The 13,137-nt window shown below is 41.8% G+C and carries 10 protein-coding genes and 3 tRNA genes; 11 read left to right on the forward strand and 2 right to left on the reverse strand.

The genetic code is table 11. From position 1 onward, the window contains the following. The first annotated feature begins 56 nt into the window (after window positions 1–56). The 4 genes from MSP8886_RS06715 (at window position 57) to MSP8886_RS06730 (ending at window position 4,299) form a co-directional block, all read left to right on the forward strand. Window positions 57–1,205: an EAL domain-containing protein gene (locus MSP8886_RS06715; protein ID WP_067013984.1), complete on the forward strand. Its 1,149-nt coding sequence runs from the start codon at window positions 57–59 to the stop codon at window positions 1,203–1,205. Window positions 1,206–1,347: 142 nt separating this feature from the next. After that, window positions 1,348–2,967, forward strand: a complete 1,620-nt coding sequence (locus MSP8886_RS06720; protein WP_067013986.1) for a methyl-accepting chemotaxis protein — start codon at window positions 1,348–1,350, stop codon at window positions 2,965–2,967. A gap of 244 nt (window positions 2,968–3,211) precedes the next feature. Next, entirely contained in the window at window positions 3,212–3,691 is a 480-nt protein-coding gene (locus MSP8886_RS06725) for a DUF4156 domain-containing protein (protein WP_175365273.1), read from the forward strand. 158 nt (window positions 3,692–3,849) lie between these two features. Next, window positions 3,850–4,299: an acyl-CoA thioesterase gene (locus tag MSP8886_RS06730; RefSeq protein ID WP_067013990.1), complete on the forward strand. Its 450-nt coding sequence runs from the start codon at window positions 3,850–3,852 to the stop codon at window positions 4,297–4,299. Between the two features lie 94 nt (window positions 4,300–4,393). On the opposite strand, the gene MSP8886_RS06735 is transcribed toward MSP8886_RS06730, so the two are convergent. Together MSP8886_RS06735 and MSP8886_RS06740 are read right to left on the reverse strand one after the other, a co-directional pair. Next, a tRNA-Leu gene (locus MSP8886_RS06735) sits at window positions 4,394–4,478 on the reverse strand. 66 nt (window positions 4,479–4,544) lie between these two features. Then, entirely contained in the window at window positions 4,545–5,786 is a 1,242-nt protein-coding gene (locus MSP8886_RS06740; RefSeq protein ID WP_067013992.1) for an EAL and HDOD domain-containing protein, read from the reverse strand. Window positions 5,787–6,144: 358 nt separating this feature from the next. Here MSP8886_RS06740 and MSP8886_RS06745 point away from each other — a divergent pair. From MSP8886_RS06745 to MSP8886_RS06775, 7 genes are all read left to right on the forward strand, one after another. After that, window positions 6,145–6,220 (forward strand) — tRNA-Ala (locus MSP8886_RS06745). Window positions 6,221–6,267: 47 nt separating this feature from the next. Further along, a tRNA-Ala gene (locus MSP8886_RS06750) sits at window positions 6,268–6,343 on the forward strand. Window positions 6,344–6,474: 131 nt separating this feature from the next. Next, a complete protein-coding gene (locus MSP8886_RS22285) occupies window positions 6,475–6,729 on the forward strand; it encodes a type II toxin-antitoxin system ParD family antitoxin (RefSeq protein ID WP_067013994.1) in 255 nt (84 codons plus the stop codon). Then, window positions 6,719–7,021 carry a type II toxin-antitoxin system RelE/ParE family toxin gene (locus MSP8886_RS06760; RefSeq protein WP_067013996.1) on the forward strand — a complete coding sequence of 101 codons (303 nt, stop codon included), beginning with the start codon at window positions 6,719–6,721 and terminating at the stop codon, window positions 7,019–7,021. The genes MSP8886_RS22285 and MSP8886_RS06760 overlap by 11 nt, the downstream gene beginning before the upstream one ends. 320 nt (window positions 7,022–7,341) lie before the next feature. Continuing rightward, window positions 7,342–9,093, forward strand: coding sequence for an ATP-binding protein (locus MSP8886_RS06765; protein WP_067013998.1), 1,752 nt, complete (start codon window positions 7,342–7,344; stop codon window positions 9,091–9,093). A 17-nt stretch (window positions 9,094–9,110) separates the two neighbouring features. Beyond that, the gene (locus tag MSP8886_RS06770) at window positions 9,111–9,926 is read left to right on the forward strand and encodes a Hachiman antiphage defense system protein HamA (RefSeq protein WP_067014000.1); all 816 of its coding nucleotides are present in this window, start codon (window positions 9,111–9,113) and stop codon (window positions 9,924–9,926) included. Beyond that, entirely contained in the window at window positions 9,916–13,050 is a 3,135-nt protein-coding gene (locus MSP8886_RS06775; protein ID WP_067014002.1) for a DEAD/DEAH box helicase, read from the forward strand. The genes MSP8886_RS06770 and MSP8886_RS06775 overlap by 11 nt, the downstream gene beginning before the upstream one ends. Window positions 13,051–13,137: the final 87 nt, after the last annotated feature.

The raw sequence follows: 13,137 nt of genomic DNA on the forward strand, positions 1-13,137 counted from the left end.
ACAAGTGATCAGTGGTGTCTTGTGGCTTCTGAAGCATGCTATAGAAGGGTTGGGTTGTGAAAAAGGATGATTTAAATGCTGAGCTTAATTCGCCAGAGCTTCAAGAGTCGAATGATAGCTTAATTGTGTTGGATAGTAATGATTTGATTGTTTCTTGTAATGAGAAAGCAAGACAACTGTTTCTATTATCCCATTTACCCATTGATAAGCCCTTACTTCTGGAATACTTCTGGTTTGAACTCGACATGCGAGTGTTTCACTTAAGTGAGTTCAAATGCTTCACAGGAAAGACAATCAAATTGATGCTGGTGTCTAGTGGTCGCGAGGCTTATCAAGTGAGTGTCTCAGTCGAGACATTTCACCTGTTGGGTCAGCCGTACTTCTGCCTGTTAGTTCGAAGGGGATCGGGCGAATTGGGTGATGATAAGGTTTCTTCAGACTATTTAATGGCTAAAGCCTTAAGCGCAGATATGCAACGTGATTTATTAGAGCTCTACTACCAACCGCAAATCAATGCATCGGACGGTAGTCTCTATGGGCTTGAGGTATTGTCAAGGTGGAATAGTCAGGAATTTGGTCAAGTTGCACCTGATGATTTTATTGCCCTTGCTGAAAATTTTGGATTTATCGCTGAATTAGATTTGTGGGTTCTGCGTCATGCTTGTCAGCAATTGGCAAAATGGCGAAAACAAAAGATCAATATTCCTAGAGTAGCAGTCAATTTTTCCCCTTTTAGTTTTGATTATCCTAACCTAAAAAATATTATTCGTTTTGTTTTAAGTGATAATGCTATTTTACCTAGTAGTTTAGTCATTGAATTGACGGAAAATAAAAAAATAAGATCCATCGATTATTTTTCGGATATGGTCAATGCCATTCACGATATAGGTATTGATATATCAATAGATGATTTTGGTGTGGGCTATTCTAATCTTAAAAGACTGCTTCGATTGCCTGTTTCACAATTAAAGTTGGATCGAGCTTTTGTTAATGGGCTGCCCCAAAAAGCATCAAAAAATTTAACGGAAAGCGTCCTGGCCATCAGTCAGGCAATAGGGGCTGTCTCGATTGCTGAAGGAGTTGAAAGCCAAGAACAGTTTGATTGCTTGAAGAAAATGGGATATGAGGTGATACAAGGGTATTTCTTTTGCCCGCCATTACCAAAGAGCAAGTTAGAGACATGGCTGTGTCAAAAAGTCTGTTAGTGGTTGCATAGAGGCTATTTTATATATTGTCTTGTTATTCGTTAAAAGAAAATTTTCTTTTAATTTTTCTGTGTGTTTTTAAATCAAATAGTTATTTATCGTTAATGAATTTTTAAAGCCCTATAAGTTAAAAGGAATGGGTATGTTAAGAAATTTTAATATTAGATTGCGATTAATGATGTCCTTTTTATTAATGATTCTTCTTCTAATGTGTTTAGGTTTGATCGCAATTTCTTCTATGAAGGGGATGCGTGCTAATTCAAAAACAATAGAGGAGAAAGTTGTTCCAGCGATCATTAGCTTAGGGAATATAAACAGTGAATTGATGAGAGTAAGGATATTTACCTTTCGACTATTAAGTGACGGGGATAAAACGGAGAAAGAAAATACCTTAGAGAGCATTAATAAGATAAAAGAAAGTGTCGCTGGTTTTGAGGAGGACTATGAGAAAACACTTCATTCAGAGCGCGAAAGACGTTTATTTGATCAATTTAAAGAGCAACAAAATCACTATTATACAGCGCAACATCAGGTGGTGGTGCTGGCAATGAAAGATCAAAAAGAGGCCATTGGAGATTTATTGCCTAATATGAACCACTCTGCCGATGATATGGTTCAATTACTGAAAGTACTGGTGTCCGCCAGCCATAAAGGAGCAGATCAAGCTAGGCTTAAATCCGTCAAAGAATATAACGATAGCTTTATCTTGATTGTGACTATTATTGCCGCTGCTGCTGCCATTGCCGTTGCTATTGCCTTGGTGATCTCTAAGAGTATCAATAAGCCGCTACAAGAGGTGGTTGATTCTGCTGAAAGTATTGCTGAGGGGGATTTAACTCAGCTCGTCACAGTGCAAGGTAATGATGAATTGACTCGCTTGAGTAGTGCGATACAAGCGATGCAAGGGAGTTTGCGAGAGGCTATTGTGCATATCGGTGACTCTTCTGGACAACTTTCTTCAGCTGCGGAAGAGTTGAACAGTGTGACAGAAAACTCATCGAATAGTTTGATGTTGCAAAATAATGAGATCCAACAGGCCGCTGCCGCTATCACAGAAATGAGCGCGGCAGTGGACGATGTGGCGAGAACGGCGCACAAGGCATCTGAAGTATCGGCTGAATCAACAAAACTGGCCGTAGAAGGGAAAGAGCGTGTGGCACAGACGACGTCGGTCATTCTTGAGATGAACGACGAAATGCAGGTCAGTTCTCGAGTGATTAACCAATTGGCAGAACAGATTGCTTCAATTAGCAAAATTTTAGACGTGATACGTGCGATTGCAGAACAGACCAATTTATTAGCGCTGAATGCGGCCATTGAAGCGGCACGTGCAGGTGAAGCCGGTCGTGGTTTCGCTGTGGTGGCGGATGAGGTTAGAAACCTTGCCCATCGTACTCAAGAGTCGACGCAGGAAATTGAAACCATGGTGCATCAAGTGCAAACGTCGGCGAGTGAGGCGGTTGCTTCAATGGATAGCACGGGGCAAAAAAGTAACCAGGCTCAGATTGTCGTGGCAGAAGCGGTTGAAGTATTGGAACAGATTACCGCCCATATTATGTCGATTACCGACAGTAGCCATTTAGTTGCCAGTGCCACAGAGGAACAGTCGCAAGCGGCTAAAGAGATAGACGCTAATCTCACTGCGATTAGCGATTTGGCTGCACAAACCGTCGTGGGTGCAAACCAGACGAGTGCAAGTGCGGCTGAGTTAACACGCTTGGCAATCGAGTTAAACGCTCTGGTATTAAAATTTAAAGTATGAGGCGTTCGTTATAGGGCGGTGTTTCGACAGCTTGATGAAAACCACCTGTACGGGTGGTTTTTTTGTGGTGTTCTCTTGTGTCTATGACTCGTAAATTTTATTTGTTGTTTGGCATCCTTGAGCGATAATCTTGTCAAACTATACTCAGAGAGTCATAGCCGGGTACTGCTGTACTTACTGGTTACCATCAGGATAATTAAGAGAGACGTTAGATATGATAATGTGGATGAGATGCTTGTGGATAGTGGTCTTTTCTTTCGTGTTGCAAGGTTGTGCTTCGGGTTCTTATCAACTGACAGGGGAGAAGCGTCCTGCTATCGAGGCAGATCAAGTCACCGTGTTTAAAGAAAAGCCCAGTTTCGATTATGAGGTGCTTGGTACGGTGCGGTCGAGCAGTGAAAATGGCTTTTCAGCGGATTCAAGAAAAGAAAAAGCGATCAATGAATTAAAAGAGCAGGCTGCGAAAATAGGTGCCAATGGCGTGATCATCACAAGCGTTACGCAATCCTCCTTCAGAGGGACGGGCGTTGGCTTAGGGTTATCTGTGGGCAGTGGTGGTTTTGGTACAGGGATAGGCTCTGGCTTTGCTTTGCCTGAGGCGGCGTTAACCGGACAGGCAATTTATTTTCCTGTTGAAAAGGGGGCAGTAAAGGGTGATTCAGTGAAGAAGGATACAGCCACTAACCATCCAGCCACCAGTGGCTCGGCTTCTGGTAGTAATTAGTAAAGCAATTGATGAGATGTTGCTATTTTCGGTAATTAGGCATTTATTGTGTTTGATTAGTCGCTATATTTCCTTTGGGTATTCGATAAATAGTCTGAGGCTTTTGTACACTTGTGTTAACCTATAAGAAAATCAAATAGGCCTGTCGAGAGGGTGTTATGTCGGAAAAAGAAGAGAAAGCTAAAGGGCGTTTAACAACGCGAACGGTAGCCATGCCTGGGGACACAAACCCGGCAGGTGATATTTTTGGTGGTTGGGTTGTTTCGCAAATGGACACCGCGGCAGGTATCTGTGCCGGCCAGCGTGCTCAGGCGCGAGTGGTGACGGTAGCGTTAGATCAGATGAGCTTTATTCGTCCTGTCAAAGTAGGGGATGTGCTTGGCGTATATACCCGAGTCGAGTCAGTCGGTCGAACTTCCATGAATATCCATGTGGAATCTTGGGTACGTCGTTCGCGTATTGGGGTCCGTGAAAAGGTCACGGAAGGTATGTTTAAATTTGTAGCCATTGATGATCATGGTAATCCAACACCGATACCGGATCGTGCAGACTTGCCCGACTATGTGATTGAGCATCTAGGAGAAGAAGGGCTGGGTGTTATTATTTAGCGTGCTGCTCGTTTTGAAATTGAGCTAAAGAGTGAGCTTTTGGAACCATGAAATGAAAAAAAAGCGCTTACCGAAGTAAGCGCTTTTTTTATGTTGGTACCAGTAGGCGGACTCGAACCGCCACACCCGAAGGCAACGGATTTTGAATCCGTCGTGTCTACCAATTCCACCACACTGGCCTTGAAAAGGTGTTGCGTATTCTATGGTTTTTTATAACCCTGTCAACACTTTAGATGGAAAAAAGTTTAACTAATTGCTCTTAGAACATCGTTTGACCAAATCATCGCATCTAAAAAGGCTCGATTGTATTTTGCTCTGTTCTCTTTGCTGACCGTATCTGGTACAGATGCCTGATTATTTTCTATTCCCAAGGTGATTTTTAGATACTCACCTAGCTTGCCTTTATAGTCAAAAATCGCATCGATGATGTCTTGTCCAAGTGATACCTGCTCTAAAATTAAATGTTTTTCTATGCCATATAGTGCGTCAATGCCAGACATGGTACCGGTGATAAACGCCGTATCGCTCAGGTTTTTCTCATCTTGCTCAGCAAGTATCTGACAGCAACGACCCCGTGTTAATAGCATCTTCATTAATGCTTCTGAGCTTGATGACGATGAAGCAAGTGTGATGAGCAAAGCCCAGCGTTTGATTTGCACTAAACCAAGAAAAATCACCGCATCCTTAATGGATTCAACCCGTTTGCTAATACCGCAAAGTGGGCTATTTAAAATACGCAGTAATTGAAAAGACAATTTGGGACTTTGGGCGACCAACTCGGTTACTTTATTGATGCTAATGTCTTTATCTTGCAGCGCTGTCACTAGGCGTAAAGCGCTTTGCGTTGTTGAATCGATCTTCTTGCCTTTGATAGGAGAAGGGGATTGCAAAAAACAGCCTTGGAAGAGATCAAAGCCAATGTCTTTGCAAAGCTCAAACATACTTTGGTCTTCTATCTTTTCGGCCAATAAAATAAGCCCTCTTGCCTTGAGTTGGTTAATCTGCTCGCTAAACAGATTAGGCGATGTCAGTTTCACATCAATTTTAATGACGGAGATAAAGGGAAGCAGTGCTTCGTATTCCTCACTGAATTGATAATGATCCAGAGCGAAACGATAACCCGCCTGCCGCCAGCGTGAGACGGCCTCAATAAAGTCCTCGGAGATCACTTGATTCTCAACAATTTCAATATAAAGCGTGTTGGGATCAATGGGAATGAAGGCGTCTGATAGAATCAGCTCTGTTGTCATATTGACAAAAAAAGGCATGCGAATCTGGCTTTCAAGCTGATTGATGCCGATGCATAAATTGACCAACACTTGGCTGGTGGCACTGTTACCATCCGTTGGCTGTAGACCATCGCTGGCTTGGGTCGTGTGAGTGTCATCGCGAAACAATAGCTCGTAGCCAAACATCTCTCTATTTCTTTTGAAAATAGGCTGTTGGGCCATCATAAGCTCGTCTAGTGTGCTTGAAAATTCGCTCATAGGTTCTCTAAAACTACATCATTTGAAGAGAGGCTGTTGCACCATTTGATTAGTAGGAAATCGGTGCGGGCCAACACTTTGTTTACAATAGACTCAAAATGCCTTTATCCACCTGAAAAGTTGGCTTTAGCATCCTGCGTCGCCCTAAGACATACATCCTTACTGATGTCTGATGTTGATTTATCCACAATTAGTATAAAACCATGATAAATACTATGCAGCAATCGAGAGGGCTGTCGTTGCACGATTTATTCTTTTATGGGGTCACGAAGAGGAAAAAAGACAAGATCTTGTTTATGAAGGTATTAAAATGATTGACAGGGCGGTAAGTCATCAATAGAATCTTCCGCAGTTTTTTGGGGGTATAGCTCAGCTGGGAGAGCGCTTGCATGGCATGCAAGAGGTCTGCGGTTCGATCCCGCATATCTCCACCAACTTTATCTTCATAGAACATCTCAGGATACCTTATCCGATTTTATTCGGGGCTATAGCTCAGCTGGGAGAGCGCTTGCATGGCATGCAAGAGGTCAGCGGTTCGATCCCGCTTAGCTCCACCAATCCTTTATACTTCATTCTTCTTTCAAGTCAGCTATGTTTTTTGTTGTCAGGTGCTGTTTATTTAATAACCATCAAATTGACAGAGTTACCAAATATTAGTAGTTTTAAAGGGAAAATAGAGGGGGGTATTATGCCGACGACCAGTATTGATTTAGGTGAGCATTTCACCAGCTTCATTGCAAATCTGAAAGAAACAGGCCGCTACCGTAACGCCAGCGAGGCTGTACGTGCAGGGTTGCGCTTGTTGGAAGAGCAAGAGGCCGAATATCAAGCCAAACTGGAAAACTTGCGCCAAGCTTTACAGGCTGGAGAAGAAAGCGGAGAAAGCACTCTGACTCACGCCCAAATCATCGCCCAAGCGAAAGCTAAGCTGAATGGTCAATAAAGCCTACACCTACTCAAAGCTTGCCGCACAAGACCTGATTGATATTTACCTCTACACCGCCCAGACGTGGGGTCAAAAGCAGGCCGATATTTACGACACAGTGCTTGAACGCGCCGTGATCTTATTGGCAGACAGTTCAAGCCTTGGACGTACCTGCGATGACATCAAAACAGGGTATCGCCGTTTTGAGCATGAGCACCACATCATCTTTTACAGAAAGCGTGAAAAGGATATTTTCATTATCCGCATCCTGCATAAGTCCATGGATATTCAACAGCATATATTAAGCTAGGCGACCATTCCCATAAAAAAACAAGCCTCTGCACCATTATCATGCAAGCCTTCGGCTACGCCACCGAAGCCCAAATTCTACAACTAACTTTACATACTTCCAGACGAAAATCGTGACCTATATCTACCCCTAGCGTTGTAAGAGCAAAAAAACTGTGCCATAAGTGGTGCGGGAGATTTGTAACTATACTATGCTGAAACAACAGCTTACGACACAAAGTGGACGTTAAAGTTGCTTTTGAGTTAATTAAAACTTCACAAATTGGCTGCTCTAAGTAATTAATAATTTTGAACCACAAACAGTATTAAGGATGATTATTAATGGCACAACATTCTTTCAAGGTCGATACACGATTAGCTCTTTTGTTAAGTGAGAATTACCGATCTCCCGAGAAAGCTTTGAAGGAATTAGTTGACAACGCATGGGATGCTGAGGCTACTGAAGTTACCATTGAGTTACCTGTCCCATTATCTAGTACACCGATTGTAGTTCATGACAATGGCTCAGGTATGACTATTTATGAGTTGCAAAGTGAATACCTTAATATAGCTAGAAACCGACGAGATCGAAGTGGTCATTATTCTCCTAACCTACACAGAAGAGTTAAAGGGCGAAAAGGTATCGGCAAATTTGCGGGCTTGATGATTACGTCGTCAATGAAGCTAGAAACGTGGGCTCGCAACAGATATTCAACATTTGAGTTTGATAAGGCTCTACTGGCAAATTATGATGGGCTACCTGATATGCCCTTGAACATTAAAGAATCGGATAGTGCTGAACATTCCGGTACTCGTATTACGTTATCTCATCTCCATCAACACATAAGATTTCCTACAGAACATAAATTAAAACAGCTATTGATCGCCGAATATGGACGAGAAAATGACTTTAAGATAATTATAAATGACAAGCCATTAGATATTGATGACTTGCAGGGTGAGTACAAAGAAAAAAATATAACTTTGCTCTCTGGGAGTGCAACATTACGCTGCACAATTAGTAATCAAAAACGTAAGTTGCGAAAACCTGGGATTTCAATTCGTATCGATGGAAAGGTTGTGGGTGAGCCTAGTTTTTTCGGGCTAGATCAGTCAGATGATATTCCAAGAAAATTATTAGAAAAATGCTTTGGTGAGATTGAACTAACAGACTGTTCTAATGATGTTACTGCAGACTGGGGAGCACTGATAGAAGGGAGTATTACGGAGGAAACGCTTGCAGAAAAAGTTAAACCTATCCTTCTTGAGCAACTCAAGAGTGTCTATGGCCAAGAAATGCATTTAGCACAGGCTAGACTACGGAAAAAAGCATTAGACCGTATTTCAAAACTACCAGAAAACAGACGTGAATTTGCCGATAAAGCAATAAAAAAGATTCTAGATCGTTTTTATCAAGAACCAGAAGATAAACTTGAGCCCGTGGTAAATGTTCTTTTAGATGCTTTGGAACGCAATGATTACCGAATAGTATTAGAACATATCAACTCAGCTCGCCATTCTGAAATATCACGGTTTGCTGAGGCTCTAGAAGAGTTTGGACTAGTCGAAATGGCATTGGTGGCAGAGCAAGCTAATAATAGGCTTGGTTTCCTAGATTATCTGGAAGAAATTTGCTTGAGACCTGAAACACTTGAAAAGCATGTTCACAAGTCAATCGAGGGAAACTTATGGCTGTTTGGTGTCGAGTATAGTTTGTTTAGTTCTAATATAACTCTAAAGCGGCAAATTGAAGAATATTTGGGGCATAAATATAAAGGAGATAGGGCGGATAAAAGGCCAGATCTTTTCCTTTCAGAAAATTTGAATGGTGAACGACTTCTCATTGAATTTAAGAGACCAAGCCATAATTTAGTCTTCGAAGACTACCAACAAGCGACGGGCTACCGGAATGACTTTCAAAAAAATGGGATTGATCAGCAAATTAATGTCATTATCATTGGTGGGGAATTGGGGAATAACCTTCCCGCCCAGGATCGAAGAGAGCCAAATGTATCAATAATGAAGTTTTCTGACCTTATATCAGCAGCTCGCAGGCAGTATCAATGGTTGCTTGAAAACAGAACAATAAATTGAAGAGATGATTTTACAGCATGCCTTGGACAAGTGAACATCTAACTTGGCTTCACGATACTGGTGAAGTAATCGCTATTTCAACAGGTGAGAACGTCCCTGTATTTGAGTTCGCTTATAATGTGGCTAATGAAGAGACAATGTCTCACTGGGCAAGGCATTTCAGAAATCATTATTGCGCTGATGATGCAATTGAAATACTCAAGCCTGAAAGAATGACAAAGGCAGACTACCTGTTGAAAATAAAGTTCCCTCATAAAACTGAACGCCCGGGGCCGAGTATCCGTGCAGGAGATTTTGCAGAAATATTGGTCGCTGATTATTTGGCTTTTCTTCACGATTACTATGTTCCAAGAACCCGCTACGACCGGAAGATAATTTGCAATGAGTCTTCCAAGGGCTCAGATGTTCTAGGTTTTAAGCAAAAGAATAAAAAGCCCTCCAGCAAAGACGAATTAATAATTTATGAGGTAAAAGCGCGCCTTTCTGAGAACAATGCCAGAAATACTTTGCAAACAGCAATTGACGACAGCTCAAAGGATGAGGCTAGACTTGCGGAATCGTTAAACGGGGCAAAGCAAAGGTTATACGATCAGAAAGATTTTGCCGGAATGGGTATTGTCTCAAGATTCCAACAAAATGTTGACCACCCATATAAAACGAAATTTGGAGCGGCAGCGGTTCTTACTGACAGCTCATGTTGTGTGGAAACTTTGGCTGAAGCTTCTACTCAGGAACATTCATCTCGAACGCAGTTAGAAATGATTGTGATAAGAGGCCCTGTATTGATGTCTTTAGTACACAGCCTATACGAGAGGGCTGCTAATGAAGCTTGAAGCGCCCTCAAAGAAAATGCTGGCAATTACGAAATCGAAAGCAAAGATGTATGAGTTTGCTATTGATGAAGCATCCCATATAGCGCTGCCTGTCGATCCACGTAAGCTATTGGTTACGACTATTGGCATATTGGGCGACCTGTCTGCTATCGAAGCCCGTGAAGAACAACAGGTTGAAGAGGCTGATGAATATGAAGATTTAAAGTCTGAGCTTATATCCGTTGGGCAATATTTTGATGCTTTGATTCAGTCTCATCTGGCTGATGAGATGACTATTTATCTAAAGGTTATAGGCTCGGCGGCCTACTATCTAGCGAACATGCCTGGCAGCTCCATCGTTTTAGCCAAAAGCTTACCCTATAATACAGACTTACTCACTGACACTAATCTTGAGGGTGTTTTGATATGGATATTAAAGTCTGACTTCGATGAAGATTGGTATCGCGTAGAAAAAACCTATTTAACTCAAGCTATAGATAATGTCGGCTACGCCACTCGAAGATTTTTCAGTTTAAGCGATAATGCCGATAACTTTAAGCAGGCAATACAGGTTTTAAGGCATGAGGTTTACGAAAAAGGTTCTGATAGAGAGCTTTTGTTTGTCGATATTATTTCTTCTATCCTGCTAAGAAAAATCGAAAACTCTTCAATAAACTGTTTGCCGAAATATACACAAATCCCGATAGAACAATGGATAAATGTAATTACTAAGCCGAAATTTGTTCAAGAGTTTTGGCCTGCTCAGAGGTTGCTGGGCGAGCAAGGAGTTTTGTCTGGTTTATCTGCTGTTGTGCAAATGCCCACGAGCGCGGGAAAGACAAAATCGACAGAATTAATAATTCGAAGCTCGTTTTTGTCAGGGCGCTCTGACGTTGCCGTAATTGTAGCGCCATTCAGAGCCTTATGCAGGGAGATTACCACTACATTTGAACAGGCGTTCGAAAGTGAAGATGTAAATATCAACGAATTGCAAGATGTTCTGGATATTTCCGATAGTGATGACGAGCTTATAAGATTTTTAACCGGACAAACTGATCAGGATGGAACAGCTACCAAGTCCATAGTTGTCACCACACCAGAGAAACTTGTTTATCTTCTGAGGCATGAACCTGCTTTAGCTGACTCAATTGGCTTGCTTATTTTTGATGAAGGGCATCAGTTTGACACTGGAAGGAGAGGTGTTACCTATGAGCTATTGATGGCCTACCTCAAATCCCGCGTAGGGGCTGATGTTCAGAAGGTTTTGATCTCTGCTGTAATGGCTAACGCAAATTCTATTGGTGAATGGCTTAATGGAGAGGCTGGTATTGAGATTCAAGGAGCTGGGTGTTTACCAACAGTAAGAAGTACAGCCTTCGCAAGTTGGCAAACTGCAATGGGTCAACTCCAATATGTCGATCAAGATCGTGAGGCTGATAGAGATTTTTTCGTTCCTAGGGTGATTGAGCAAATAAATCTTGGCAAAAAAAAGGGGGAGAAAAAAGAACGTGTATTTCCTATTAAGAACAATAATCCAAGTGTTGCCGCATATTTAGGTGTTAAGTTATGTCACCAAGGCCCAGTAGCCATTTTTTGCGGAGCAAAGAGCACAGTTACGTCAATATGTGATCTTTTAGTTGATTACTACGATAGAGGCCTTGTTTTACCACCGCCGAGCACTTCTAGTGATCAGAGCGAATTGGACAAAATTGCGAACCTTTCCAGTTTGCATTTTGGAAATGAGTTTATATTTACTCGCTCGATTTCACTTGGAATATTGCCGCATAGTTCCAACATTCCGAATGGCATCCGTGTTTCTGTAGAGTGGGCAATGGAATCCAATAAGTCAGTGTTGGTAGTGTGTACCTCCACTCTTGCCCAGGGGGTGAATCTTCCAATTAGGTACTTAGTTGTTTCAAGCACATTTCAAGCCGGACAAGAAATCACCACACGTGATTTCCACAATCTCATCGGGCGAGCAGGCAGAGCTGGATACCATACCGAAGGGAGTGTCATTTTTGCGGATACGGATGTCTTTGATAAGCGCGGTAATTTTCGTGAAAGTTGGCGATGGCAAAGAGCAATGCATTTGCTTGATTTTACTAATGCAGAGGACTGCGCTAGTAGTTTGTTGAGCTTATTCTCGCCTATTGATTTCAGATCATTAAATTTTGATGTTTTCGAATTCATCGTAGATTCTCATAATTATAGAAAAATCTGCATAGATGAGGAAATGCAACACACGAAAGGTATGCGTAAACAGCTCGATCATATTAACAAGCTGCAAGCTGAAATAGATTTTAAAGAAACTTTGATTGAAACAATCGAGAGTTACTTTTTATCCTATTTAAAAGACAATCCAGATGCACCTCGAACGTTCTTTGATGAGTTGGCTCAAGGAACATTGGCTTACTTTTTGTCAGACGAAGATCAGAAACAACAGCTACGGAAGGCATTTTCACTTATCTCAGGTAGAGTTCTTTCCGTGCCTGAAGAGAAAAGACCATTCTTCGGAAAATCATTGCTGGGGTTGAGAAATCTATTCTTAATCGAAAATTGGCTTGATGAAAATTGGGGTGAAATAGAACAAGCTCAAAGCTCAGATGAACTTCTTTTGATTTGCTGGCCTTTGCTATCTCAGCTCAATAACAACAAGGTGTTTCTCAAAATAAAGCCTGAAGACGTAATATTAGAATTTGCAAAATTATGGATTTCAGGAACTAGCTACGCTGATCTGCATGGTTACTTGGTTCAATCAGGCGCTTATTATCAAGCAGGGTCGCAGCAAAGAGCTCTTAAAATGGACCACATAGTAGACTTGGCTGACGGTGCACTCTCTTTTGATTCTATGTTGTATGTCGGGGCAATAGCTGATGTGGCTGAGGGTAAAGGATTGGGCGACGATGTATTGGGGCTTCTTAGGAGCTTGCAAACGCGCCTAAAACTTGGATTGTCAAATAGCCTTGAAATGTGGCTTTACTCTCGCGGCTACGTGGATAGAGAGGTCTGTAAAAAGCTTGCTATTGCTCTTCATGATGCGGGTGTCGATTTTGATGTATTTGACTTTGGGATATTGGATACCCATCAGCAAGTTGTAAACGATTGCATCTCCAATTTTCCAAAGTATTTCAGTAGAGCTAGATAAAACTACTCGTTTGCTTACATGTGAAAATATATGGGGCTCCCCCTAAATGTGTTAAGTGACTTAACGTCCGCTTATAGCCAAAAGACG

Source organism: Marinomonas spartinae, assembly GCF_900089775.1.
Taxonomy (GTDB): domain Bacteria; phylum Pseudomonadota; class Gammaproteobacteria; order Pseudomonadales; family Marinomonadaceae; genus Marinomonas; species Marinomonas spartinae.